22 protein-coding genes are annotated in these 25,124 nt (G+C 61.7%); 15 read left to right on the top strand and 7 right to left on the bottom strand.

The genetic code is table 11. The features are described from left to right. Positions 1-63: 63 nt before the first annotated feature. Positions 64-510, bottom strand: a complete 447-nt coding sequence (locus I6E58_RS03685; protein ID WP_197130534.1) for a hypothetical protein — start codon at positions 508-510, stop codon at positions 64-66. 227 nt (positions 511-737) lie between these two features. Here I6E58_RS03685 and I6E58_RS03680 point away from each other — a divergent pair, with 227 nt between their 5' ends. The 3 genes from I6E58_RS03680 to I6E58_RS03670 are packed head-to-tail and all read left to right on the top strand — an operon-like array spanning position 738 to position 3,564. Further along, positions 738-1,355 carry a response regulator transcription factor gene (locus tag I6E58_RS03680; RefSeq protein ID WP_307841963.1) on the top strand — a complete coding sequence of 206 codons (618 nt, stop codon included), beginning with the start codon at positions 738-740 and terminating at the stop codon, positions 1,353-1,355. A gap of 14 nt (positions 1,356-1,369) precedes the next feature. Further along, positions 1,370-2,569, top strand: a complete 1,200-nt coding sequence (locus I6E58_RS03675) for an ATP-binding protein (RefSeq protein ID WP_307841961.1) — start codon at positions 1,370-1,372, stop codon at positions 2,567-2,569. Next, positions 2,566-3,564 (top strand): hypothetical protein, encoded by a 999-nt coding sequence (locus tag I6E58_RS03670; protein ID WP_197130529.1) that lies wholly within the window; start codon positions 2,566-2,568, stop codon positions 3,562-3,564. Before I6E58_RS03675 ends, I6E58_RS03670 begins: the two co-directional genes overlap by 4 nt. Before the next feature lie 87 nt (positions 3,565-3,651). Here I6E58_RS03670 and I6E58_RS03665 read toward each other — a convergent pair whose 3' ends face one another. The 3 genes from I6E58_RS03665 to speB form a co-directional block, all read right to left on the bottom strand. Beyond that, entirely contained in the window at positions 3,652-7,533 is a 3,882-nt protein-coding gene (locus I6E58_RS03665) for a DNA-directed RNA polymerase subunit beta' (protein WP_197130526.1), read from the bottom strand. 44 nt (positions 7,534-7,577) lie between these two features. Continuing rightward, positions 7,578-11,102: a DNA-directed RNA polymerase subunit beta gene (gene rpoB, locus I6E58_RS03660; RefSeq protein WP_197130523.1), complete on the bottom strand. Its 3,525-nt coding sequence runs from the start codon at positions 11,100-11,102 to the stop codon at positions 7,578-7,580. A gap of 211 nt (positions 11,103-11,313) precedes the next feature. Beyond that, positions 11,314-12,327, bottom strand: coding sequence for an agmatinase (speB, locus tag I6E58_RS03655; RefSeq protein ID WP_197130521.1), 1,014 nt, complete (start codon positions 12,325-12,327; stop codon positions 11,314-11,316). Positions 12,328-12,406: 79 nt separating this feature from the next. Between speB and I6E58_RS03650 the strand changes: the two genes are divergently transcribed. The 8 genes from I6E58_RS03650 (at position 12,407) to I6E58_RS14420 (ending at position 18,567) form a co-directional block, all read left to right on the top strand. After that, positions 12,407-13,273 carry a spermidine synthase gene (locus tag I6E58_RS03650; protein ID WP_129073536.1) on the top strand — a complete coding sequence of 289 codons (867 nt, stop codon included), beginning with the start codon at positions 12,407-12,409 and terminating at the stop codon, positions 13,271-13,273. A gap of 347 nt (positions 13,274-13,620) precedes the next feature. Then, positions 13,621-14,163: an alternate-type signal peptide domain-containing protein gene (locus tag I6E58_RS03645; protein ID WP_197130519.1), complete on the top strand. Its 543-nt coding sequence runs from the start codon at positions 13,621-13,623 to the stop codon at positions 14,161-14,163. Positions 14,164-14,257: 94 nt separating this feature from the next. Continuing rightward, positions 14,258-14,839, top strand: a complete 582-nt coding sequence (locus I6E58_RS03640) for a TasA family protein (RefSeq protein ID WP_197130516.1) — start codon at positions 14,258-14,260, stop codon at positions 14,837-14,839. A gap of 41 nt (positions 14,840-14,880) precedes the next feature. Continuing rightward, the gene (locus tag I6E58_RS03635; protein ID WP_197130514.1) at positions 14,881-15,780 is read left to right on the top strand and encodes a hypothetical protein; all 900 of its coding nucleotides are present in this window, start codon (positions 14,881-14,883) and stop codon (positions 15,778-15,780) included. Next, positions 15,768-16,640, top strand: a complete 873-nt coding sequence (locus I6E58_RS03630; RefSeq protein ID WP_197130511.1) for a hypothetical protein — start codon at positions 15,768-15,770, stop codon at positions 16,638-16,640. The genes I6E58_RS03635 and I6E58_RS03630 overlap by 13 nt, the downstream gene beginning before the upstream one ends. Continuing rightward, positions 16,633-17,325, top strand: coding sequence for a signal peptidase I (locus I6E58_RS03625; RefSeq protein WP_197130509.1), 693 nt, complete (start codon positions 16,633-16,635; stop codon positions 17,323-17,325). Before I6E58_RS03630 ends, I6E58_RS03625 begins: the two co-directional genes overlap by 8 nt. Before the next feature lie 24 nt (positions 17,326-17,349). Continuing rightward, positions 17,350-17,817, top strand: coding sequence for a SprT-like domain-containing protein (locus I6E58_RS03620; RefSeq protein ID WP_129072233.1), 468 nt, complete (start codon positions 17,350-17,352; stop codon positions 17,815-17,817). Between the two features lie 111 nt (positions 17,818-17,928). Continuing rightward, complete coding sequence (locus I6E58_RS14420) at positions 17,929-18,567, top strand: CGNR zinc finger domain-containing protein (protein WP_307841960.1); 639 nt, start codon at positions 17,929-17,931, stop codon at positions 18,565-18,567. A 32-nt stretch (positions 18,568-18,599) separates the two neighbouring features. Here I6E58_RS14420 and I6E58_RS03610 read toward each other — a convergent pair whose 3' ends face one another. The 3 genes from I6E58_RS03610 to I6E58_RS03600 all read right to left on the bottom strand — a co-directional run bounded on the left by I6E58_RS03610 (position 18,600) and on the right by I6E58_RS03600 (position 20,741). Further along, the gene (locus tag I6E58_RS03610; RefSeq protein WP_129072235.1) at positions 18,600-18,902 is read right to left on the bottom strand and encodes a DUF427 domain-containing protein; all 303 of its coding nucleotides are present in this window, start codon (positions 18,900-18,902) and stop codon (positions 18,600-18,602) included. Positions 18,903-18,988: 86 nt separating this feature from the next. After that, entirely contained in the window at positions 18,989-19,531 is a 543-nt protein-coding gene (locus I6E58_RS03605) for a 2-phosphosulfolactate phosphatase (protein ID WP_129072236.1), read from the bottom strand. 100 nt (positions 19,532-19,631) lie between these two features. Further along, positions 19,632-20,741: an NAD(P)-dependent alcohol dehydrogenase gene (locus tag I6E58_RS03600; RefSeq protein ID WP_197130506.1), complete on the bottom strand. Its 1,110-nt coding sequence runs from the start codon at positions 20,739-20,741 to the stop codon at positions 19,632-19,634. Positions 20,742-20,849: 108 nt separating this feature from the next. Between I6E58_RS03600 and I6E58_RS03595 the strand changes: the two genes are divergently transcribed. From I6E58_RS03595 to I6E58_RS03580, 4 genes are all read left to right on the top strand, one after another. Next, a complete protein-coding gene (locus I6E58_RS03595; protein ID WP_197130503.1) occupies positions 20,850-21,350 on the top strand; it encodes a hypothetical protein in 501 nt (166 codons plus the stop codon). A gap of 64 nt (positions 21,351-21,414) precedes the next feature. After that, entirely contained in the window at positions 21,415-22,410 is a 996-nt protein-coding gene (locus I6E58_RS03590; protein ID WP_197130500.1) for a DNA topoisomerase IB, read from the top strand. Positions 22,411-22,457: 47 nt separating this feature from the next. Beyond that, entirely contained in the window at positions 22,458-23,060 is a 603-nt protein-coding gene (locus I6E58_RS03585) for a DUF1684 domain-containing protein (RefSeq protein WP_197130498.1), read from the top strand. A gap of 297 nt (positions 23,061-23,357) precedes the next feature. Then, complete coding sequence (locus I6E58_RS03580) at positions 23,358-25,034, top strand: DEAD/DEAH box helicase (RefSeq protein WP_197130495.1); 1,677 nt, start codon at positions 23,358-23,360, stop codon at positions 25,032-25,034. Positions 25,035-25,124 lie beyond the last annotated feature (90 nt).

The following is a 25,124-nucleotide window of genomic DNA, read 5'->3' as shown; positions in this document are numbered from 1 at the left end:
TCCAACGCTAATCGAGTCACAGGAGCATCACTAGACCCACGTGTGAGGGGTAGTCAGGTCGTTTCAGGAAGCCCATTCGCCGCGAGTCGCAGCATTGAGTGCCAAATTGATGCTTTTTTCGATGTACGCCGCCAGTCGGGGCATCGCGCACTCCGAAATCACATCGGAGATGTCTTGAGCATGGCGCTGGGCGCACGCGTGAACCGTTGCGCGCGCGGTCGAGAAGCACCCGGAGCATGGCTTCGTCGAGCGCGCATCTTCGCCACGGCAATGACGTTCCTCATGAAGGGATACGGCAAGCTGAAAAGTGACGACGTCTAGAGTCTCCACAAAAGAGTGGATGAGGTCGTGCGGCCACTGCCCGGAACGATCGAACGCGGCGAAGGTTGAATCGCGGCACGACACGCAGCCGGCTTCGGTGCCCGAGACGGGCTGGCGCCACTCCGCAACAAGGCGATACCAGCGCTGAAGAGAACAGTCGACGAGATCGTTCACCGCATGACGATTCATACGTAATTCCCCCGCCCTCGATTGCTGACTTACCGATAGTCGCATCGCGCGAGGTTTTGCGGCAGTCGTCAGTATCAATGACACCCGTTTGGGGGACAGACAGAAAGTTCCGGTAGATTTGTGGTTGGCAACCCGAAATTAGTGCCACTCTCATGCTTACCCTGATCCGAACGGGGACACCCTTGTCAGAGCACGACCCACCGCCACGCACCTATCGAATAGGGCATGTGGACGATCACGAGACGGTGCAATTGGGCTTTGCTTCCCTGCTCTCCCACAGCCCCGACATCATCCTGCACAGTTCCGCCGCGAGCGTGCGTGACTTGGAGTCCGTCGCCTCCGAACTCGATCTCGTCGTTCTGGATGTCCGCCTCTCCGACGGCACCACCGTCGACGAGAACGTGGCGTGGCTGCGCGAGCGCGGTCTCAACGTTCTCGTCTTCACCGCAGCAGACAACGCTACTGAAGTACGTGCAGCATCCCGGGCCGGAGTTCTCGGTATCGTGCGCAAGTCGGAATCCCGCGACGTCATTGTCGACGCTGTGCGGGAGGCCGCTCTCGGCAACCCCGTCGTCACTACAGATTGGGCCGCGGCGCTCGACTCCGACCCAGAACTCGCTGCCGCGGGGCTCAGCCCCAAAGAGCAAGAGGTACTCGCGCACTATGCGTCCGGAGATAAGTCGGTCGCTGTCGCGCACCGGGCGGGGCTCTCGGCAAGCACCGTCGCGGAATATGTGCGCCGCATCCGCCACAAGTACGCGATGGCCGGCCGGCCCGCCGCGACCAAAGTCGACCTCTACAAGCGTGCTGTCGAAGACGGCATCCTGCCTCCTCCCCACTCGTGAGCAGTACAGGCGTCGTGAACGACACCACGGCGACACCCCGCGACGAGGGCGGAGCCGAACTCGCCGTGATCCGGATCATGACGCTCGTTTTCGCCGCCGCCGCGGTCATGTTTTTGGCTCTTTCCGCACCCTCGTTCTTTGAGCAGGCCGACTACCTCATTCCTCATTGGCAACTTGCCGCGGGTATTGCAATATTCGGAACGCCCTTGGTTATCGCCGCGGTCGCACCGTGGAGCTCACTGCGTCAACTTCGCATTCTGCATGGGGCATATGCCGCAATTTTCACGGTCACCGTGCTCAGCTGGATCCCCGCCTTCATCAACGGCCCCATGTCACCCGAGGCAGCACCGTGGGTCGTGGGGTTGACCGCACTGGGCACCACCCCCGCCGCAATCGCGTGGCGACCGGTCGCCGCCTGGTTGTTCTTATTGGCGTCGTCAATGGTGATCGCTCCGATCCGGATCGTCGCCGACGGCGGTGCGGATGTCTCACTCGCGATTCAGTTCGCCTTCTTTACGATCACCGTCTGCGCGGCCTTCACCGCGGTAGCCACGGTCGCGATTGCGGCCGGCCGAGAAGTGGATGCCGCAAGCGTTGCCGCCCGCGCCTCATCGATGCGCGCCGCCGCCCTCACTGCTCGCGGTGAAGAGCAGGCTCACCTCGACGCTCTCGTGCACGACGAAGTGATCGCCACGATCTTCGCTGCTGCGGGGGCCGGACGCAGCGAATCGGCGTCGACCCGTGCGCAAGCGGCGCGCACGATCGCCCGCCTCAGCGAACTGAGCGACACCAGCGCGACGGTTCCCGAACTCATCCACATGGACTACTTCGTGCAGGGGCTCGCCTCGTCCGTCGCCGAGACTACGGATTCCGCGACGTTCACCGTGATCGGCGAGCGGTATGCCGCGCTCCCCTCGCCGATCGCAACCGCACTGATCGAAGCCACTGTCGAGGCGCTGCGCAACAGCGTCATGCACGCCGGCGGAGAAGCAGCACCCGTCGTTCGAGAGGTGCGTCTCACGCTGCGCCCCGATGGAGTGGAAATTACGATCATCGACGATGGCAAAGGGTTCGACCCGGCAGCGGTACCTGCAAACAGACTGGGTATCGTCGTCAGCATCCTGGGTCGCGTCAACTCCCTGCCCTGCGGCCGCGCGTCGGTGTGGTCGCAGCCCGATAAGGGCACCCGAGTAACCGTGGGGTGGAGCGAATGACTCGAGAAACCACGCCTCGAGGGCGGCTCGATCTGCCCCAGATCACCGGGCTCGGCGCTCACCTTCTGATCTGGAACTACTTCGTCACCATCTCAGTGTTGGCACTTCTGTCGCTCGACGATGTGCACTCCGCTGTTCCCGTGTGGATTTCGATAGCCCTGTTCGGTTCAGTGTGGTTCGTTCTGACCCACGACACTCAACCCCGCGTCGGTCTGGGCGTGAGCATCTACGTCAGCGTCGCCTGCGTGGTGGCCACCGCGATCTCCTCCAATAATTCAATCGTCGGCGGGTTCTCCCAGTGGTATGTCGGCGCGGGAGCGTTGGCAATGTTCTACCTCAGCCTGCGTCGACGCGATCTGGTCGCGTGGCTGGGATTTGTCGGCATCGCCATCACGGTTCTTCTCTGGGGGCTCTCAACAGACGGCCGCCTGCTCGAAGCGATATTGCTCGTCGCGCGCCAAGCCCCCTACGTGCTCGTCGGTTCCCTGTTTTCCTTCGGCATGCGGCGCACGCGGCGCCGTCTGGATGACATCCGCTCGATCGAAACGTCACGAGCAGCCGCCGAGGCCGCAGCACTTGCGCGCACGGCCGAGCGCTCCCGTAGGCTTGCGGGCCTCGACGCTGCCGTCGGCGCCCAGTTGCAGCGGATTGCCGATGGCGTTGAACTGACGGATGACGACCGCGCCGAACTTGTGATCGCCGAGGCTCGTCTGCGTGACAGCCTTCGTGCGCGTCAGCTCGATCTGCCTGAGATCGTCTCGGCGGTACAACGCGCGCGACGCCGTGGCGCCACGGTGGTGCTGCTCGACGACCGCTACCCGCTGCCGCTTCCTAGCGCTGCTCTTGCCGCCGTCACAGAGGCGGCCGTTCGTACTCTGGACGACGCGGTTACGGGGGCGGTGACTATCCGGCTCTTGCCCGCCGGCCGCGCACTCGTAGCGACAATGGTGACGGATGACGCTGGCTTCTCCCGCATCGAAATTCCTGCGCCGTAGCACCGCGCTATTCACCAACGACAAAGGGCCCCCGTCGCGATGACGGGGACCCTTCGTGGTATCACCCGGAGGTGATGCCGAGACTACTTAGTTGTAGGTTCCCGGCGTGGAATCGTTCGAGCTGAAGCTGTCGAAGTCGACGAAGCTCAGGTCGCTCTCGGTGAGGCTTGCATCATCAGCGAAGATGCGGTTGGGGTAACGTTCGGCTTTCGCCTCTTCCGTTGCCTCGACCGACACATCGCGGTAGCGAGCCAATCCCGTGCCAGCCGGGATGAGCTTACCGATGATGACGTTCTCCTTGAGTCCCATGAGCGGGTCAGACTTGCCTTCCATGGCCGCCTGCGTAAGAACGCGGGTGGTCTCCTGGAACGACGCGGCCGACAGCCACGACTCAGTCGCCAGCGAAGCCTTGGTGATACCCAAGATCTCCTGACGAGCGGATGCCGTTGCCTTGCCCTCGGTGAGAACACCGCGGTTGAGCTCGTTGTACTTCGAACGGTCGACCAGCTCACCCGGAAGGAGTCCGGTGTCACCGTGGTCAACAACAGTCACCTTGCGGAGCATCTGACGAACGATGACCTCAATGTGCTTATCGTGGATCGGTACACCCTGCGAGCGGTAAACGCCCTGGACACCATCGACGAGGTGCTGCTGAACGGCACGGACACCGCGAACACGAAGAACTTCCTTCGGGTCAACGTTTCCGACGTGCAGCTGCGTGCCGAGCTCAACGTGCTGGCCATCCTCAATGAGGAGGGTTGCACGACGCAGTACCGGGTAAGCGATGGGCTCGTCGCCATTGTCTGGCGTGAGGATCAGCTTGCGGCTGCGGTCGGTGTCTTCGATCGTGACGCGGCCAGCGGCTTCTGCGATGGGGCTTGCACCCTTAGGGGTACGAGCTTCGAAGAGTTCCGTAACGCGGGGAAGACCCTGCGTAATGTCGTCTGCCGAAGCAACACCACCGGTGTGGAAGGTACGCATGGTCAGCTGGGTTCCGGGCTCACCGATCGACTGTGCGGCGATAATTCCGACAGCCTCACCGATGTCAACGAGAAGACCGGTTGCGAGCGAGCGGCCGTAGCAGACGGCACACACACCAACAGCGGACTCACACGTGAGTACCGAACGAACCTTGATGCTGTGAACACCGGCTGCAACGAGCTTGTCGAGCAGAACGTCTCCGACGTCTGCACCAGCAGAGGCGACTACATCGCCCTTCTCGTTGGCGGCATCCGCAGCAAGGCTGCGAGCGTAGACCGAGTTCTCAACGTTGTCGTCGAGGATCCACTTGCCATCAGCGTCCTGCGCTGCGATGGGCATGTCCAGTCCCTTGCGGGTGCCACAGTCGTTTTCACGAATGATGACATCCTGCGACACGTCAACGAGTCGACGCGTGAGGTATCCGGAGTCTGCAGTACGCAGTGCGGTGTCGGCCAGTCCCTTACGAGCACCGTGAGTCGAGATGAAGTACTCGGCTACGGTCAGGCCTTCCTTGTAGGAGTGGACGATCGGGCGAGGGATGATCTCACCCTTCGGGTTCGATACCAGTCCACGCATACCGGCGATCTGACGAACCTGCATCCAGTTACCACGAGCACCCGACGACACCATGCGGTTGATGTTGTTGTCAGTGCGGAAGTTGGACTGCATGGCAGTCGCTACTTCTGCGGTCGCCTTGTTCCAGATCTCGATGAGCTCCTGACGACGCTCGGCGTCGGTCGTGAGTCCCTTCTCGTACTGGCCCTGAACCTTCGCTGCGATCTTCTCGTAGCGGCCGATGATTTCCGGCTTGGTCGGCGGGGTCACAATGTCGGACAGCGCAACGGTTACACCGGAGCGAGTCGCCCAGTGGAATCCAGCGTCCTTGATCGCGTCAAGAGCCGAAGCAACATCCACCTTCACGTACCGCTCAGCGAGGTCGTTGACGATGGCCGAAATCTGGCCCTTGTCAGCGAGTGCCTCGATGTACGGGTAGTCCTTCGGGAGCGCCTCGTTGAAGAGAGCGCGACCGAGGGTCGTTTCCATGAGCTTGGACTGTCCCTGAACGAATCCCTCAGGAGCGTCTTCCTCAGCGAGGTAGACGCCGTCGAGACGGAGACGTACCTTCGCGTTGAGGTCGAGCGAGTGCTGGTCGAACGCGAAGATCGCTTCAGCGACCGACGAGAACGCACGGCCTTCGCCGACAGCACCCTCCGTGAGCGTGGTCAGGTGGTGCAGACCGATGATCATGTCCTGTGTGGGCAGGGTCACCGGGCGACCGTCAGACGGCTTGAGGATGTTGTTGCTGGCGAGCATCAGGATGCGAGCTTCAGCCTGTGCTTCAACCGACAACGGAAGGTGAACAGCCATCTGGTCACCATCGAAGTCAGCGTTGAACGCAGCACAGACGAGGGGGTGAAGCTGAATAGCCTTACCCTCAACGAGCTGAGGTTCGAATGCCTGGATGCCCAAACGGTGCAGTGTTGGTGCACGGTTCAGCAGCACGGGGCGCTCGCGAATGATCTCTTCGAGTACGTCCCAGACCTGCGGACGTGCACGCTCAACCATGCGCTTAGCGCTCTTGATGTTCTGGGCGTGGCTCAAGTCGATCAGGCGCTTGATAACAAACGGCTTGAACAGCTCGAGAGCCATCTGCTTGGGAAGACCACACTGGTGCAGTTTGAGCTGCGGTCCAACGATGATCACCGAACGACCGGAGTAGTCAACGCGCTTTCCGAGCAGGTTCTGGCGGAAACGACCCTGCTTACCCTTGAGCATGTCGCTCAAGGACTTGAGGGCACGGTTGCCAGTTCCCGTTACGGGGCGACCACGACGACCGTTGTCGAACAGCGCGTCAACGGCTTCCTGAAGCATGCGCTTCTCGTTGTTGACGATGATCTCGGGGGCACCGAGGTCAAGGAGACGACGCAGACGGTTGTTTCGGTTGATCACACGACGGTAGAGGTCGTTGAGGTCGGAGGTCGCGAAGCGGCCACCATCCAGCTGAACCATCGGGCGAAGCTCCGGAGGAATAACCGGAACGACGTCAAGAACCATCGCGGCCGGCGAGTTGCCGGTCTGCAGGAACGAGTTGACTACACGCAGGCGCTTGATGGCGCGGATCTTCTTCTGACCCTTACCGTTAGCGATCTGGTCGTGCAGTTCAACGCTCTCGAGCGCCAGGTCGAAGGCTTCAAGACGCTTCTTGATTGCCTCGGCACCCATGAACGCTTCGAAGTAGCTACCGAAACGGTCCTGCAGTTCCTGGAAGACGGAGTCTTCAGGCTTCAGGTCACCGATCTTGAGGGTGCGGAAGTCTTCCCACACGCGCTCAAGCTGCGAGATCTGCTCGTCGATCGACTTGCGCAGCTGAGACATTTCTTTCTCAGCAGCATCCTTGACGCGGCGCTTCTGGTCAGCCTTCGCACCCTCTTCTTCAAGAGCGGCGAGGTCTTCCTCGAACTTGGTCAAGCGGTCAGCGATGCGGGAATCGCGCTGGCCCTCAAGCGTCTTGATTTCGAGACGGATCTCGTTCTCAAGCGCAGGCAGGTCAGCGTGACGGCCTTCTTCGTCAACCGAAATGATCATGTAGGCAGCGAAGTAGATGACCTTTTCGAGGTCCTTCGGTGCCATGTCAAGCAGGTAACCGAGACGGCTCGGAACACCCTTGAAGTACCAGATGTGGGTAACCGGAGCGGCGAGCTCGATGTGGCCCATGCGCTCACGGCGCACAGCCGACTTGGTTACTTCAACACCACAGCGCTCACAAACGATGCCCTTAAAGCGGACACGCTTGTACTTGCCACAGGAGCACTCCCAGTCGCGCGAAGGTCCGAAGATCTGTTCGCCGAACAGACCATCTTTCTCCGGCTTGAGTGTGCGGTAGTTAATGGTCTCTGGCTTTTTTACCTCACCGTGCGACCAGCGACGAATGTCGTCGGCGGTAGCGAGACCGATTTTGATTTCATCAAACGCGTGAACGTCGAGCAATTTATCTTCTCTCTTCGAAAGTTCTGCAGTCGTGGTCGGTCGAGTTAAATCTCGTCAACAGACGAGGACTCGAACCGCGCGGAAATGTTGATGCCCAACTCTTCGGCGGCACGGAACGCTTCATCGTCCGAGTCGCGCAAGTTGACCGTTGAACCGTCAGCCGAAAGAACTTCGACGTTGAGGCACAGCGACTGCATTTCCTTGATGAGAACCTTGAAGCTCTCGGGGATACCGGGCTCCTGAATGTTCTCGCCCTTAACGATGGCTTCATATACCTTGACGCGACCGAGGATGTCATCCGACTTGATCGTCAGAAGTTCCTGCAGAGCGTATGCGGCACCATAGGCCTCGAGCGCCCACACTTCCATCTCACCGAAGCGCTGTCCACCGAACTGAGCCTTACCACCGAGTGGCTGCTGAGTAATCATGGAGTACGGACCGGTTGAACGAGCGTGGATCTTGTCGTCAACGAGGTGGTGCAGCTTGAGGATGTACATGTATCCGACCGAAACGGGAGCCGGGAACGGCTCACCCGAACGACCATCGAACAACGGGGTCTTACCCGTGTGGTCGATGAGACGAACGCCGTCACGAGTAGGAGTCGTGGAGTCAAGAAGACCCGCGATCTCTTCTTCGTACGCACCGTCGAATACAGGGGTAGCAACCTTGGTTCCGGGAGCAGCGCTGAACGCTTCCTCCGGAAGGTTCTTGGCCCAATCCGGCTTGCCTTCAACTTCCCAACCCTGCTTCGCAACCCAACCGAGGTGGGTTTCGAGAACCTGACCGAAGTTCATTCGACCGGGGATACCGAGCGGGTTCAGGATGATGTCGACCGGGGTTCCATCGGCCAAGAACGGCATGTCTTCGACAGGCAGAATCTTGGAGATAACACCCTTGTTGCCGTGACGACCAGCGAGCTTGTCACCTTCGGTGATCTTGCGCTTCTGGGCGATGTACACAACAACACGCTGGTTGACGCCCGAGCCAAGCTCGTCATCGTTGTCTGCGGAGAATTCCTTGACAGCGATGATCGTGCCCTGCTCACCGTGGGGAACCTTCAGCGAGGTGTCGCGAACTTCGCGGCTCTTCTCGTTGAAGATGGCACGGAGCAAGCGCTCTTCAGCCGATAGCTCAGTCTCACCCTTAGGCGTGACCTTGCCGACGAGGATGTCGCCGGGGCGAACCTCAGCACCGATACGGATGATTCCACGCTCGTCGAGGTCAGCCAAGAGTTCTGGGCTAACGTTCGGCAGATCGCGCGTGATCTCTTCTTTACCGAGCTTGGTGTCGCGAGCATCCACTTCGTATTCTTCGATGTGGATCGACGACAGTACGTCATCCTTTACCAGGTTCTGGCTCAGGATGATCGCGTCCTCGAAGTTGTGACCCTCCCACGGCATGAATGCCACGAGGAGGTTCTTTCCGAGGGCGAGCTCGCCGTTCTCCGTTGCGGGACCATCAGCGATGACCTGACCAACTTCGACGCGCTCTCCGGCGCTGACGATAACGCGGTGGTTGTAGCTCGTGCCCTGGTTAGAGCGGTCGAACTTGCGCAAGAAGTATTCCTGCGTTCCGCCCTCATCGAGCTGAACAACAACAACGTCTGCAGAAACCTCAGAGACGACACCAGCCTTGAGCGTGGTGACAACGTCACCAGAGTCAATAGCGGCGAAGGCTTCCATACCGGTTCCGACAAGCGGGCTCTCGCTGCGCAGCAGCGGGACAGCCTGACGCTGCATGTTGGCACCCATGAGTGCGCGGTTTGCATCGTCGTGCTCGAGGAAGGGGATGATCGAGGTCGCTACCGACACCATCTGGCGCGGCGAGACATCCATGTAGGCGATGTCTTCAACGGGAACGAGGTCAACCTCGCCACCCTTCTTACGAGCAAGAACGCGAGGCTCAGCGAACCGCATGTCCTTGGTAAGAGGCGCGTTTGCCTGCGCAACGATGTAGTCATCTTCATCGCTTGCCGTCAGGTAGTCGATGGTCGTCGAGACAACGCCGTCGATCAAACGACGGTACGGGGTCTCGATGAAACCGAAGGCGTTAATGCGTGCGAACGATGCGAGCGAACCGATCAGACCAATGTTGGGGCCTTCAGGAGTCTCAATCGGGCACATACGGCCGTAGTGAGACGGGTGAACGTCTCGAACTTCAACACCAGCGCGCTCACGGCTCAAACCACCAGGGCCCAGCGCCGAAAGGCGACGCTTGTGGGTCAGTCCCGCGAGCGGGTTGTTCTGGTCCATGAACTGCGAGAGCTGCGACGTACCGAAGAACTCCTTGATCGCAGCGACGACGGGGCGCACGTTGATCAGAGTCTGCGGGGTGATCGCTTCGATGTCCTGCGTGGTCATGCGCTCGCGAACGACACGTTCCATACGGCTGAGGCCGGTACGAACCTGGTTCTGGATGAGCTCACCCACGGCACGGATACGACGGTTACCGAAGTGGTCGATGTCGTCGATGTCGATACGAAGATCGACCTTCTTGCCATCGCGAACACCCTTGATGGTCGCCGCGCCGCTGTCACTGACAGAAACGTTGGGAGCAGAGGTGTCGTGGAGTGACACCATGTACTTGATGGTGGCGATGATGTCTTCAACGGTGAGGACCGACTCTTTAATGTCGGTGTCGAGACCAAGCTTGCGGTTGATCTTGTAACGACCAACCTTCGCGAGGTCGTAACGCTTCGAGTTGAAGTAGAAGTTGTCAAGAAGCGCGCGTGCGGCTTCTGCAGCTACCTGCTCGCCCGGACGGAGCTTGCGGTAGATGTCCTTGAGCGCCTCTTCCTTGGTAAGGATGTTGTCCTTTTCCAAGGTGGCTTCGATCGACGGGAAGCCCTTGAACTCCTCGAGGATCTCTTCGCTGGACAGGCCGAGGGCCTTCAGGAAGACAGTGACCGACTGCTTGCGCTTGCGGTCGATGCGAACGCCGACCTGGTCGCGCTTGTCGATCTCGAACTCAAGCCAAGCACCGCGGCTCGGGATGATGCGAGCCGAGTAGATGTCCTTGTCGGAGAGCTTCTCGGGCTGGCGGTCGAAGTACACACCGGGCGAACGAACGAGCTGAGAAACAACAACACGCTCGGTTCCGTTGATGATGAAGGTACCGCGAGCCGTCATGAGCGGGAAGTCACCCATGAAGACGGTCTGAGTCTTGATTTCACCGGTGAGGTGGTTCATGAACTCAGCGTTGACGTACAGAGGCGCAGCGAAAGTCTTGCCGCGCTCCTTGCACTCATCAATGGAGTACTTCGGCTCTTCGAGCTCTGGATCGGTGAACGACAGTTGCATCGTCTCACCGAGGTCTTCAATCGGCGAGATCTCTTCAAAGATTTCGTCGAGACCACTGCGTGTGGGCAGATCGGTGCGGCCAGCGGCAACACCATCCGTTACACGAGTTTTCCAGCTGTCGTTGCCGACGAGCCAGTCAAAGCTCTCGGTCTGCAATGCAAGCAGATCGGGAACCGTGAGTGTGTCAGTAATTTTAGCGAAAGAAAGCCGCGAAGCTGCGCGGCCATTCTTGGGGGACTTATTGGTGGACGCATCGCGCGCAGCAGCCAAGGAACAACCTCCGTGAACCCCGTCGGGTTCGTCTGTCAAGATGATTGACGGTCGGTAATGAAATGCTCACCAGAAACGCCCCGCCGCTATACTCGGGGCACCCAGCTGTCCGCAATATGACCGCTTAATTTGTCTGGGAGCGCAAGGATCCACTATAAGCCGGTTTGGCACGCCGTGTCCACCCGATTCTTGACCTATCTGAGATTTTCCACTAGGGGTTTGCTGTGAGTCCCGCTGCTCGCTTCTTCGCCGCCATCGCCCCGAAGGCCTCCCAGATGAGCCGATGGGCGTTGTTTACGGTGATGTCGGCGTGGTCATAGGCCGGCGCGACCTCCATGACGTCGAAGCCCACGACATCCGTTTCGAGCACAATTTGGCGGATGATGCGCAGCAAGTCAATGGGCGCGAAGCCGCCGGGCTCGGGCGTTCCCGTTGCCGGTGCGAAGCCAGGGTCAAGCACATCGATGTCGATCGAGATATAAACCTTGGATGCTCGCGCCTTTGCCGCCGCGATGATCTCGGGAATCATCTCCTTGACGCCGCGCTCCCAAAACTCTTGCATCATGAAGTGCTTGAGGCCGTTATCGCGCATCCACTTCTGGTCTTCTTCTCCCGGCCAGTAGCCACGGAGGCCGACCTGCAAAAAGTTGGGGCCGGGGATAGCGCCCGACTCGATGAGACGGCGCATCGGGGTTCCGTGGCTGGCGAGGTTGCCCTCGAGAATGTTGGCGGTGTCAGCGTGCGCATCGAAATGGATCATGACGACATTGCCGAAACCGTGGTGCTCGGCGACCGCCGTCGCGGCCGGCCAGGTAATGGAGTGGTCGCCACCAATGATGAACGGGATGATGCCGCGACTGGCGACCTGCGAGACGCGCTCGTGAATCGCGGCCCGCGATAGCTCCCACATTCCGTGACTCGTGATGGCATCCCCGTAGTCGACAACATCGAGGTGGTCGAAGATCTCGACACCGAGGTCGAGGTGATAGGTGCCGGGGTCGTAGGCGCTAGCGCGCAACGCTCGCGGGCCGAAGCGAGCGCCGGGGCGGTTAGTGGTGCTGTCATCCCACGGAGCTCCGACGACCGCGACATCCGGCTTCCAGGAATCAAGCTGCTCGGGTTCGCTCAGCATGGGCCGCATTCCGAACGTCGCCGGCCCCACATAGGACTGCGCGTTCAATTGCGCCTGGAGGTGGGGAGGAAGTTCGCGGTTCGTGTCGGCCATGCTTCACCGTACCGCTCAGCAGTTCTGGAGCCCGCGAGCGCGGCTGCATGTCACGACGGAGTGTGGCAAAGTCAATGCCATGGCCGAGCATCCCAGCACCACCCTGAAATTGAGCGGCCACTTTGCCGAGATCGCCCCTGACCGTTGGCAGGACGGCGCGTTCACCCTCACTGTGGACGGCACTCCGCAATCGCACGTGAATATGGATGACCCCAGCCAGCTGTTCTTCGAATACGTGCAGCGCATGGGGCACGTCATTGACCAGCTCTCGGAACCCGGCGCCCCCATCAGCGCGGTTCACCTCGGCGGTGGCGCCCTCACCCTCCCTCGCTACGTTGAGGCCACGCGCCCCGGCTCGCGCCAACAGGTTGTCGAGTTGGAATCGGATCTTGTGGACTTTGTTCGTGCCGAACTTCCGTGGTCGAAGCGGGCCTCCATCCGCGTTCGTCACGGGGATGCCCGCGAAGTATTGGCGAAGTTTCCGGCCGGGATGCGCGGTGCTGTCGATCTTCTGGTCGTGGATGTCTTTAGCGGGGCGCGTACTCCCGCTCACGTGACGAGTGTCGAGTTCTACGAGGAAGCGATGACCTTGCTCGCGCCGGAGGGCGTTGTTGTGGTGAATGTTGCGGATGGCCCGGGGCTCGCTTTTGCTCGCAGCCAGGCCGCAACTCTCAAGCACACGGTCGGCCATGTGGCCGCTCTTGCTGAGACTCAGATTCTCAAAGGACGCCGTTTTGGCAACATCGTGCTCGTCGGTTCTCCGTCGGCACTCCCCCTGCACTGGATGCCGCGGCTTCTTGCCGGCGGTCCGCACCCCTCAAAAGTGGTTGCCGGTGTGGAACTTTTGGACTTTATTGGAAGCTCTCCGGTCGTCACAGACGCCACTGCGGTGAAATCTCCACCCCCATCCAAAAATATTTTTCAGGTCAAACCGGGTAGAGGATAGACAGATCTGTCCCCTTGTACCCCGATTTTTCTGAGACTTTCGGGGTACAAGCGTTGTACCCTTTTCGCGGTTTTTGGGCGACAGCCCCGTAAAAACGGGGTATTTCGTCCCCCAAACGAGTGTGTCTAGTCCCCCATGGTGCGGACATGGGGTGCCCCCCATTACTGGGGACTGTCCTCCTTAGGGAGGACATATAGATTCGTTTTTAGGAAGTTGAGAGCGAGGCCCGAACCTCGTTTCTACTCACCTGAGATGCAGGAACCCGAAACCGGCACACAGCTTCTTGAATCCCGATAACCCGAACCACATTCATCCCGGCCAGCCTTGCTGCGCCGCGAAAGGACATCATGAACAAGCTCGTCAAAGGCTCCATCGCAGGTGCAGCAGGAATCGCTCTTCTCCTCGGCGGAGCAGGAACGCTCGCCTCGTGGAACGCATCAGCAACGGTCGCTTCCGAATCAGCCATCACCGCCGGAACGTTGAACATCAAGGCCGCCGACACCGGCGTCTGGGTTTTCAACAACGAGAAGGTTGACCTCAAGGACATCAAGATTGTTCCGGGCGACAAGCTCACGTACACAAGTACCTTCGAGGTCACCGCCACCGGTGACAACCTCAAGGCCACCGCCGCTATCGGCAAGGCTTCGATTTCCGCGCTTGACTTCAAGTCCGACGCGGACGTCAACCTCGCTACAAAGCTCGAAACCAGTGCAGCGTTCACCGTCAACGGCAAGGCGACCGACGCAATCGTCACCAACCAGGGAACGCAGAAAGTGGTCGTCACCGTCACGATCACCTTCCCGAACGAAGGCGCCGGCGACGAGAACAAGGCAATGACCGGATCGGTCAACCTCAACGACTTCACCGTCACGCTCTCGCAGAAGAACTAGTTTTACCCGGCGGGGTGTGCGGTCTGGGGGGACGCACACCCCGCAATCCTCTTCACAGTATGTAGATAGCAAGCTCATCGAAAGGCGGTGCACCATGAACTCGACAACAGTCCGAGGGTCGCACCGCCTTGACATGGTTAACGGCCGCCACCAGCGCCGTTCCGCATCACCGCTCGCCAGTCTCGGCAAGGGCACCTTCGGCGCCATCAAAGCACTGGCCATTGTGGCCATCGCCGTCTCGCTCGGCCTCGTTGGCACCGGCGGCACGTACGCCTACCTCAATGCTTCGGCTACCGCGGCACCCGGCGCGACCGTCACCGCTGGCACTGCAGGCCTCAAGGTAAGCAGCCAGGCGTTGAACTGGTCGGCTCTTGCGCCGGGCAAGACAGTAACTGGCACTTTCACCGTGACGAACACCGGTGACGTGCCCCTCGTACTTTCCGCTGCGATTGCAGCGAAGATGACCCCGTCATCCGCCACCAATCCATTCACGATCACGGTCGCCAACGGCGCGTGCCCCACGTCTGGTGTTCCCTCCGGAACGCTGAACAGCACCGTCGCCGCCGGAGCCAGCACGAGCGCCTGCCTCGTCGTCGCTCTGCCGGCGAACGCGCCCGCGAGTGCGCAATCCGCGAGCGCCGCAATCACCGCGACCATCTCTGGAGTGCAGAAATAATGCACACAGCAGATCGCCGATCGCCTCTGAGCTACCAAGGAATGAAGTCATCCACTCGGATCTCTTTCATCGCTGGCTTCGTTGTTTTTCTTTCGCTCGTCTCGGGTGTCAGCTTCGCCGCGTGGAGCGCCTCGTCAACACAGACCGCTACCGCTTCAGCCGGTGCCGTCGCTCTGACGACAGCGACCGCTAGCGGCGTATCCACGATCTCCGCACTCGGACCGCACACCTACACCGCGAGCAATCAGTCGCTCACCAAGGCCATTACGGTTCGCAACACCGGAACGGTCGAAGCAACGGTCTCCACCATCGCTATTACGCGCTCCGGAACACTCGGCGGTGATCAGATTGCCGTGAAGTTCTGGGTTGGCACGAACTCCTCGTGCGCCGCAACAACTCCGGTTGTATCGACGACACTGGCCGGTGGAACCGTATCGCTGAGCACCCTCAACATGAAGCTGGCTTCGACCGGCAGCGCTATCCTGTGCACCTCGACCACGTTCACGGGCAGCCTCGTTAGCCAAGCAGGCAAGACGACCACCGCGACGTTCGCTGTCAACTCGAGCGCTGGCACCAATTGGAATGCCACCGATGTTGTCGCCGAAGCGGGTCGCTCGTTCACGCAATCGGTCGCCGTCAATTCGGCGCCGAAGGCCCCCAGCGCGATCCGCTGTGAGACTCATAACAACCAAAAGATTGCCATCGTGTCGTGGACCGCGCCCACGGGATTCGATTCGCCCAACGGCGGTTACAAGATCTACTTCAACGGCGTTCTCAACCGCACCACAACTGACACCTCAGTCGAACTCGCTGAACACGGCGTCAATGCCGAAGTCACGGTCCGCGCAGTTGCTCTTGATGGATCGGAGTCGGTGGACTCGGCCGCGGTCGCGATCGTATCGACAAACAAAGGCAACGGCGGCAGCGTATGTGGCCCCTAACCCGACGTGCATCCGGAGCGGGCGTCATAGCTCTCGCAGTAATCGTCGCGCTCCTCAGTGCTTCCTCCGCCTCTGCCGCAACGGGCGTCGGCGACATTGAACTCAGCGCTGACGGCGTGAGCTTTGCCAGCACCTACCCGGGCGCCGTGTTCGACAGCGTCGCTTTGCTCAGCCCGGGCGATAGCCAGACCGAGACCATTTACGTGCGCAACACCGGCACCGCCGCGGGCTATCTTCGAGTCACGATGCGCGATGTATCGTTCTCCGATACGACCTACGCGGATGCCCTGACCGTGACCACGAGCGCGCCCAGCAGCGCTGGCTCCTCACACTCCCTCAGCGCAGCAGCACCGTGCCTCGTTACCAACGAAGGGACGGTCATCGCCGCTGGCCAGACCGTGCCCGTGACAGCGACGCTCGATCTCGGCGAACTGACTGGATTGCGGGGACAGGGAGCCACGGCATCCGTCTCGCTTCGCTTCACGCTGTCGGAGACCACACCCGGCAGCCTCCCGGCCACGCAGTGCGCGAGCTCTGGTTCAACGGCTGTGCTCGTACCCGCGTCGCCTAGCGCACCGAACACGCCCAGCAGCCTCGACGGCACTGCGGTCGCCGTAAGCGGAACCGCCTTGACAGTCCCGACTCCGAGCCCGAGTCCGAGCCCAGCGCTTGCCGGCCCCGAAGTCGACTCGGCAAACGGACTCACTCCGACCTTCCCGAGCGGATTTACTCTCGACCCCAACTCATGGCGGCTCTACCAGGAGTACCTTGTACTCATCCTGTTCTTGGCCGCACTGGTCGGCGCCGGCATCTCGTGGATAGTCGGCCTACGCACACGAAAGGACGCTGACGATGTCTGACCTCTCGACTCGTGCAGCCACCCGCGACACCGCCAACGCTGACGAAGAAAAGTCCCGCGGAATTCTCTACTATCTGGGCATGGGCGTTAGTGGCGGCCTCTTCGCTCTCGTACTGCTGGTGGGGGCGCTCGTCATCATCGTTCCCAACTTCGCGGGCGCATTGCCTCTGACAGTGCTGACAAGCTCGATGGAGCCGAACCTGCCGCCCGGCACGCTCATCGTCGTCAAGCCGCTCGAGACTGATGCGATCGTCGTGGGAGACGTCATCACCTACCAAATCGAATCGGGCAAGGCGGGCGTCATCACGCACCGCGTTACCGGAATCACCAATTCAAGCGACGGCAGCCGCACCTTTACCTTGAAGGGCGACAACAACGACGTCGCCGACGAGCTGCAAGTTTTGCCCGTTCAGGTGCAGGGCAAGCTCTGGTACAGCGTTCCGTGGATTGGTTACGTCAGCAATTTCGTCAACGGCAACGCGAAGAGCTGGCTCGTTCCCGTGATTGCCATCGGCCTCTTCGTCTACGCCGGGTTCATGATCGCCAGCGGGATCATCTCGGGCGCCCGCAAACGCAAGCGTCGCCGGGCCCGCGCTCAGCGTGAAGCCGAGCGTGCAGCATCCATCGCAGCAGCAACCGAAGCGGATGCGGTCGAGCCAGCCGATAACCGCGTGCGGTTCGACTAGCCGCCCATCCATTAGCCTCGACAGGTGGCTGAACTTTCCCGAGTGCGCGTGTGGGCGGATGCTCTCATTCGATTGCACTTGGATGACAGTTGGCAGTTCACCTTCGACAACGCCAAAACGCGCGCCGGGCTCTGCAACTTCACGCACAAGCGCATTTCGGTGTCGCGATATTTGGCGGCGCGGTACGAGGATGACGAGATTCACCAGATTCTGCTGCACGAGATCGCGCACGCCATGGCGGGCTCCGGTGCCGGGCACGGAGCGCAATGGAAGGCCGTAGCGAAAGAGCTCGGCTACGAGGGCAAGCGACTGCACGGTGGAGCGATCGCCGATGAGTTTGCGCCCTGGGTTGGCACCTGCCCGGCCGGTCACCAGCATCACCGTTATCGCAAACCGACCCGTGTTCTCGCGTGCGGGCTCTGCTCTCGCAAGTTCAGCACGGCCAATCGCATTGACTGGGTGCACCGGGTGGTGGCGCGGCCGCGCGGTTAGGCGATCCAGCTGAGACGCTGCCCACAGCGTGGTGACCGATGCCTGACGCGAGAGGCCAGCCGCGAGCGCGACCGGTCATCGGGGCATCCCGTAACCGGCGATAATGGTTAGGTGCCTCATCCCGAAACCACTGCTCCTACTGTCACGCCCACCGCCGATAACGCCGGTGGCGCCACTGGCCAGTGGTTTACCTCGAGCACGTCGCGGCAGTGGTGGTTTGACTCGGGAGCGCGTGCGCTCGACTTCGCCTACACCGGCGCGATGGGCAACAATCCCGCGTGGGAACGACTGAACACTCCTGCCGATCTGGCGACCTGGCTCGAGGGCCGCTTTGAGGCCTGCGATGGCACGGTGACCGATCGCGACCTCACTGACGCGAAGGGCTTGCGTGAAGCGATTGCCTCGATCGCCACCACGCTCAGTGTGAACGGTACTCCCGACTCTCGCCTGGTCGACATCATCAATCTTTTCGCTGCGACCCCGGATGTTCCGCCCCGGCTGACCGGCGGAAGCCTGCAGGCCGGCCGAACCCGCGTTCGCACCGGTCAGGCGCTCGCGACCCTGGCGCGCGAAGCGGTCTTCCTTTTTGGCGACGACCAGCTCGAACGCATCCGCGAATGTGCCGCCGATGACTGTGCGCTCGTTTTCTATGACGAATCACGCTCGAACAACCGCCGCTGGTGCTCGATGCAGCGCTGCGGCAACCGCGCAAAAGTGCGCAGCCACCGTGCTCGCAATGCGGCACGCTGACTGCGCACTAAAGGGGTGCTCTCAGTTGTCGATTAGTCGACGAACTGAACCTCTTTCCAGAAGGTCACGTAGTTCGAGAAGTCCTTGCCGACGCGCTCTGCGGCGCCCGGGAGGATGTTCGGGTAGCTGAACGCACGGTCCTGGTACTTCTGGCCGTTGGCGCTGACTACGAAGTACTGGCAGTCACCCTTCCACGGGCAGTGGTACGGGGTGGGGCTCTTTTCGAGCAGTTCGTGGTTCACGCTGGCCGGCGGGAAGTACCAGTTGCCCTCAATCTTGAGCAGGTCTTCCTTGGGTGCTTCTGCGATGACGGTGTCGCCGATTACTGCCTTCATACTGTCCTCCATTGAGTTGGTCGGGGTGAGTCAGTGACAGGTAACGCAGTCAGTGACCCTCCGGTTCAACGCTCACGGAGCAATGGTCATTCCCGAACGAGTTCCCGGCTGTGCTGAACGATGGCAAAACTGGCTGAAGCATTGCTGACAATGGCCGCATCGAGGGCGCCGCGTCCGGCATCCTGAATCAGCAACTGACCCGCCGTGCTCGCCGACAACAAGTGGTTGTGGGCTGACTTGAGGCCAGTGAAAGCGGCGACAGCGGATGCCGCTTCCGGAGAAATATAGTCAATTCCGGCATCCGCGAGAGCATCCACAATCGCGCCTCCCGCCAGGAGGTCGTCGACGGTGAATCCGCCGTCCGCAGTTCCGGCAGCGATGACGGCGACGGTGAAGCGGTCACCTTTGAGTTCTTGTTGCGCGATAACCCATTCGGCGACGGCTGTGGCTGCCCCGGTGCCGGCGCTGAGAATCGCGAACGGTCCGGGCAGCTCGGGGGCGGGCGTGGAACCGTCGGCGAGAGCATCCGCCCACACGACAACATCGGCGCCGTCGCTCAACTCGTGCGCTTGCGCGCGACCGAAGCCAAAGCGGACTTGGTACTGGGGTTGGGTACGCGGATCGTTCATTTCTCGAGGCTAAGGCGCGGGTGTGCGCGCGTCATCTTTGGTTACCAAATGTGACGGCGGCAGCACCTGCGAGCGCACGGTGATCCCGCGGCATGCTGCGCTAGGAGACTGTACCTGCACCCTCGCCGACGATGCCACCGGGCACGATTGCGACCTTGCCCTGACTGTGGCTGGAGGCGATCTGGTCGATGGCATCCACGACCCCGTCGAGGCCCACGACGCGTTCGATCGCGGGTACAAGCTCCCCGGCAGCAAGCAACTGGGCAAGGTAGGCGAGGTCGTCGGGGGTGGGACCAGCGGTGAACTGATGGAACGTGACATCCGATCCCTTGAAGGCTCGCCCCATTCGCATCAGGTGGAAAACCGGGCCGACCCACCGGTTAGTCATGGGGCCGCTGACTCCCACGAAGCGGGCGCCGGGGGCGAGAATGGTGCGCATGTCGTCGGCGGTGCGATTGCCCATGAGGTCGAAGATGACGTCGTATTGGCCGCCGACCTCGATGTAGTCCTCGGATTCGTAGTCGATGACGTGGGTCGCGCCGAGAGCCAGCGACTGTTCGGCGTTGCGACCGCTGCAGACGGCGGTAATTTCAGTCGCTCCGAGGATGCGTGCGAGCTGAACCGCGAAGGTGCCCACACCTCCCGCGGCGCCGTTGATGAGCACCCGGTCGCCGGGCTTCACCGCCCCCTTGCTGCGCAGACCTTGCAGCGCCGTGAGCCCCGCGACGGGAGTCGCTCCAGCCGCCACGAAATCGATGCCGGCGGGCACGGTGACAAAGTTCTTGGCGGTCACGGTCGCATACTCGGCGAACGCTCCGCCGGCTGCCTCGCCAAAAACAGCGTCACCGATCGCGAAGCCGGTAACCCCGTCACCAACCGCAACGACGCGGCCCGCGACATCCGCCCCGGGAATGAGGCGCTTGGGTTTACGCAGGCCCATCACGAGGCGCACGAACAGCGGGGTGCCGCTCAGTAGTCGCCAGTCGAGCGCGTTGGCCGAGGAGCCAAGCACTTTTACGAGAAGCTTTCCGGGCGCGGCCAGCGGAGTGGGAAGCGTTTCAATCGCGAGCACATCTGTGTCGCCATAGTGACGCCCGGTTACGGCGGTCATCGTTTCGGGAATCGTCACGGGAGTGGCGCCAGAAATGCCGGCAGGCGCTTCCGGCTCAGTGCCGTCAGGGCTGGGGTTCGTGTGCGGAGGAATAGACATCGGGGCTCCTGCCGAATCGGTGCGTCCAGTGTAGGGCGCGCGCCGATTGTCGGGGAGCTTTCGGTTTCGGCTCTGGCTTCCTGCACCAGACAGGAGGACACTGGAAAGATGCGCGTGCTCCTGAAGTGTGAACTCGATTGTGCCCCCGACGATGCGTGGCGTGCCATCCGCAGTCCTTCTGTATTTCAGGAGGTGTCGGCCCCGCTCTCGACCTTCACTTCGCTCGAGGTCGGTGGCTTTCCCGAACTGTGGGGCGCGGGCGAGCATCCGGTGCGGATGTCTGCTGCCGGGCAGTTCCCTGTTGGCCGACAGGTGATTGACGTGTCATTCCCGGATGCCCCTGACGGTGTTCGAATCATGCGTGACAGCGGCCGCGGGCTCAGTGGGCCTCTCGCTCTCGTCACGCAGTGGGAGCACTCCATGGCGATCAGCGCCGCCCCCGGAGGCAAGACCCTCTACCGCGACCAACTCGTGTTCAGCGCAGGCGTTCTCACTCCCCTGATGTGGCCGCTCTATTGGGCGTTCTGGCAGTGGCGCGGCATAGCACTCCGACGTCTTGCGCCGTCTTGGGGTTGGGGCACAACTAGGAGAAGTAATCTCAACCTTTAGGTTGACCGTTCTGGCTTCAGCCGTCGGCTAGCGAGCCGAATCGTGGGCGCGAAAGGAACATGCGGTGCCTCGACTGCGGCGGAGCAATACAACAGGGCGCGGATATTCGCGCAAGCGATCAGGTAAGGGATTTAGCTACAGCGACCCTGCGGGCGCAACGGTTACCGAAGCCGATCTCAAGGCGCGGTTCGCGTCGCTCGGCATCCCGCCCGCCTGGACCGACGTGTGGATCTCTCCCTACGAAAACGGGCACGTTCTTGCCACCGGTTTCGACGAAGCGGGCCGCCGTCAGTACATCTACCATCCGGCGTGGCGCGAACGGCAAGATCGCGTGAAGTTCGATCGCGCTCTCGAACTTGCCGCCGTGCTGCCCGGCGCGCGCGGCGTCGTCACTCGCACGCTGCGTTCGAGCGAGGACCCTCGCGAACGCACCCTGGCCGCAGCCTTTCGGATGCTCGACACCGGCTCCTTGCGCGTCGGCAGCGAACGTTATGCCGAAGAGCATGGCAGCCACGGTCTCTCGACGCTGCTGTGCGATCACGTCACCGTGATCGGTGACCGCGTGCAGCTCTGCTTCCCCGCCAAGAGTGGCCAGCAGTGGGAAAGCGAAATTGTGGATGCCGACCTCGCCGAGTTCATCCGGCGGCGGCTTCGCAGCGCTCCCGATGCTTCGGTTCTCTCGTGGCGCGAAGGCCGCGAGCGCCGTGCCCTCACCGCTGCGGACATCAACGATTACGTGCGCGAACGCACGGGCGGCGACTTTACGGCGAAAGACTTTCGCACGCTGCGTGGCACGATCGCGGCGGCGTCGAGTCTGGCGGTGAGCACGGCTGCTACCGACGTGGCCGTGAAGAAGCTGAGCCAACGGGCACGCGCGGGATTGATTCGGCAAGCGATGGAGGCCGCCGCCGAAGTGCTCGGCAATACTCCGGCTATTGCCAAGAAGAGCTACGTCGACCCTCGAATCGTTGACCTGTTCTCGGCGGGCGAGACTATCGATGCTCGGCGGCTCGCTTCCGCCGAGAGTGAAGTGCGGGCGCTGCTCTCACGAGACAAGTAGCCGACCGCACCAAGCTCGCTGTCGGCGGCGCGGGTTAGCCTGAACCCATGACCGCTCTTCAGGTAGCCGACTGGCGCCGCCGCAACTTTGCTCTCTACGCCGCTATTCGCGAGAATCCGGATGCCGCGAGCGCCCATGCAGCGTGGCGTGCGGGACGAGATGAGATGTTCGCCTCGCATCCAGCCTCGCCGCTGTTGCCGGAGGACCTGCGCGACTTCTCTGGGCTGCCGTTCGAGGCCTACGATCCCGCTTGGCGTTTCGAAGCATCCATTGTTCCGGGCGACGGTCGCCGTATGGACGTCGAGACGGGAACGGATGGCGTAGTGCCGTTCGACCTGCTCGGTACGGTCGAGATTGAGTCGGTTGGTTTGCTCGAAGTGTGGCGCTTGGCGTCGTATGGCGGCGGAATTTTCATCCCGGTGAAGGATGCTCTCTCTCGCGTGAAGGGCGGCACCTACGGTGGTGGCCGCTACCTTCTCGACACCGTCAAGGGTGCCGACTTGGGGCCGGGCAGCACGCCCGAAACGCTCGTGCTCGACTTCAACTTTGCGTACAACCCGTCGTGTGCCTACGACCCCGCGTGGGCCTGCCCGCTGGCGCAGGCCGGCAACACTCTGGCTGGGCAAGTGCCGGTAGGCGAGCGCTACTAGGGGCGTTGCTGCTACGCTGGGGTTACTTGCGAAACAAATATGTTTCCCTGCGTCGTAGAACGCTTCCCTCTTCTCGCCCACGTCAATCAGAAACGTGTGGCTCGTAGAAAACTTTCTCCGGCGAACTGGAGTAATCCGCGCCGAACGTAAGTTCGAGATCTGACCTGTGTGCCGCATCCGTGCGAAGCGCCTGATTGGGTCGGTGTAGATCAGCACTGCCACGTTCAATTCGAACTGTGCGTGTGCGCCTCCGGTGTAACGCCCATCTGTTACTTATGCCCGAAAGGCACCACCGTTTTGACTGAACAAACTTTTAGCTCGCTTGGCGTACCCGCCCCTCTCGTTGCTGCTCTTGCAGCCGATGGCAAGACCACGCCGTTCCCCATCCAGCTCGACACCCTTCCCGACACCCTCAACGGCCGCGACGTACTCGGCCGCGGTAAGACGGGCTCGGGTAAGACCCTCGCCTTCTCTCTCCCCATGGTTGCTCGCCTCGGCGGCAAGCTCTCCGGTGGCAAGCGTCGCCCGGGTCGCCCGCTCGGACTCGTGCTCGCGCCGACCCGTGAACTCGCCACGCAGATCTCTGCTGTGATCGAGCCTCTCGCTGCCGCCTATGGCCTCAACACCACCACGATCTTCGGTGGCGTCAGCCAGAACCGCCAGGTTGCTGCCCTCAAGGCCGGCGTCGACATTATCGTTGCCTGCCCCGGTCGCCTCGAAGACCTCATGAAGCAGGGCTTCGTGAGCCTCGACGCAATCGAGATCACCGTGCTTGACGAGGCCGACCACATGGCCGACCTTGGCTTCTTGCCGGTCGTCACCCGCATCCTCGACAAGACCCCGAGCAATGGACAGCGCATGCTGTTCAGCGCCACCCTCGACAACGGTGTAGACAAGCTGGTTCGCCGCTTCCTCCACAACGAGGTTCTGCACTCGGTTGACGAAGCGACCTCGCACGTCTCCGCCATGACCCACCACGTGTTCGAGACCGAAAGCGTTGAATCGAAGCGCGTTCTCATCGAAAAGCTTGCTTCGGGCACCGGCCGCCGCATCCTCTTCATGCGCACCAAGCACCACGCCAAGAAGCTGGCACGCCAGTTGACGGATGCCGGAATCCCCGCCGTTGACCTCCACGGAAACCTCTCGCAGGTTGCCCGTGACCGTAACCTCGCCGCGTTCTCCGCTGGCGATGTGAAGGTGCTTGTTGCTACGGACGTCGCAGCGCGCGGCGTGCACGTCGACAACATTGAGCTGGTCATCCACGTTGACCCGCCCGCAGAGCACAAGGCCTACCTGCACCGCAGTGGCCGTACCGCTCGTGCTGGTGAAGAGGGCGACGTTGTGACGATCGTTCTTCCGACCCAGCGCAAAGACACTGCAGCGCTGTTGCGTAAGGCCGCCATCACGGTGACCCCGCAGCACGTCAACGCCAAGTCGGATGCCGTAGTGGCCCTGACCGGTGAGGTCGCCGAATACGTGAAGCCTGAGCCTCGTGCCGCAGCTCCCGTGCGTGGCCAGTCGCAGGGTGGACGCTCGCAGGGCGCCAACGCCCAGCGCAAGCGTTCACGTCGCGGTGGCGAAGGTGCCGGATTCTACGAAGGCGAACGCGACGGTGCCCGCGAGGGTGGCCGTGGTGGCGCCGGTGGACGTGGCGGCAACGGTGGCGGTGGCGCTCGTGGCGGCCGTAACGGTGCAGCCCGCGATGGCGCTCGCGATGGTTCGCGTGAGGGCGCTCGTGATGGCGCTCGCGGTGGCCAGCAGCGTAACGATCGCCAAGGTTCCGGCCGTGGCGCCGTTGTAGCGGGATCGGGTTCGAGCGAACAGCGTTCGACTCACCAGCCTCGCCAGCAGCAGTCCGAAGCCCCCTCGCGTCCGCGCGGTGGCAAGGGTCGCGCTCAGGCCGGCAACGGCGGACCGGTTCGCGTCGGCCAGGTCGTACGACCCAACCGTCGTGCATCCAGCAGCGGGCGCTAAGCCTTAGCTCAACACAGCTTTACCGTCTGAGGGCGGCGAATCTCACCCAGCAATGTTGGGTTGGGGTTCGTCGCCCTTCGGCGTTTAACG

The sequence above is a fragment of the Salinibacterium sp. SWN1162 genome (assembly GCF_015864675.1).
In the GTDB taxonomy this organism is placed as follows: Bacteria; Actinomycetota; Actinomycetes; order Actinomycetales; family Microbacteriaceae; genus Rhodoglobus.
Note: the sequence above shows the minus strand (reverse complement) of the source record. Positions and strands in the feature narration are given on the sequence as shown.

What these genes read in the sequence shown, in the direction of transcription:
- I6E58_RS03685 (WP_197130534.1), bottom strand. Translation starts at nt 510, where the DNA reads ATGAATCGTCATGCGGTGAACGATCTCGTCGACTGTTCTCTTCAGCGC.
- I6E58_RS03670 (WP_197130529.1), top strand. Translation starts at nt 2,566, where the DNA reads ATGACTCGAGAAACCACGCCTCGAGGGCGGCTCGATCTGCCCCAGATC.
- speB (WP_197130521.1), bottom strand. Translation starts at nt 12,327, where the DNA reads ATGGCCGACACGAACCGCGAACTTCCTCCCCACCTCCAGGCGCAATTG.
- I6E58_RS03650 (WP_129073536.1), top strand. Translation starts at nt 12,407, where the DNA reads ATGGCCGAGCATCCCAGCACCACCCTGAAATTGAGCGGCCACTTTGCC.
- I6E58_RS03645 (WP_197130519.1), top strand. Translation starts at nt 13,621, where the DNA reads ATGAACAAGCTCGTCAAAGGCTCCATCGCAGGTGCAGCAGGAATCGCT.
- I6E58_RS03640 (WP_197130516.1), top strand. Translation starts at nt 14,258, where the DNA reads ATGAACTCGACAACAGTCCGAGGGTCGCACCGCCTTGACATGGTTAAC.
- I6E58_RS03635 (WP_197130514.1), top strand. Translation starts at nt 14,881, where the DNA reads ATGAAGTCATCCACTCGGATCTCTTTCATCGCTGGCTTCGTTGTTTTT.
- I6E58_RS03630 (WP_197130511.1), top strand. Translation starts at nt 15,768, where the DNA reads ATGTGGCCCCTAACCCGACGTGCATCCGGAGCGGGCGTCATAGCTCTC.
- I6E58_RS03625 (WP_197130509.1), top strand. Translation starts at nt 16,633, where the DNA reads ATGTCTGACCTCTCGACTCGTGCAGCCACCCGCGACACCGCCAACGCT.
- I6E58_RS03610 (WP_129072235.1), bottom strand. Translation starts at nt 18,902, where the DNA reads ATGAAGGCAGTAATCGGCGACACCGTCATCGCAGAAGCACCCAAGGAA.
- I6E58_RS03605 (WP_129072236.1), bottom strand. Translation starts at nt 19,531, where the DNA reads ATGAACGATCCGCGTACCCAACCCCAGTACCAAGTCCGCTTTGGCTTC.
- I6E58_RS03600 (WP_197130506.1), bottom strand. Translation starts at nt 20,741, where the DNA reads ATGTCTATTCCTCCGCACACGAACCCCAGCCCTGACGGCACTGAGCCG.
- I6E58_RS03595 (WP_197130503.1), top strand. Translation starts at nt 20,850, where the DNA reads ATGCGCGTGCTCCTGAAGTGTGAACTCGATTGTGCCCCCGACGATGCG.
- I6E58_RS03585 (WP_197130498.1), top strand. Translation starts at nt 22,458, where the DNA reads ATGACCGCTCTTCAGGTAGCCGACTGGCGCCGCCGCAACTTTGCTCTC.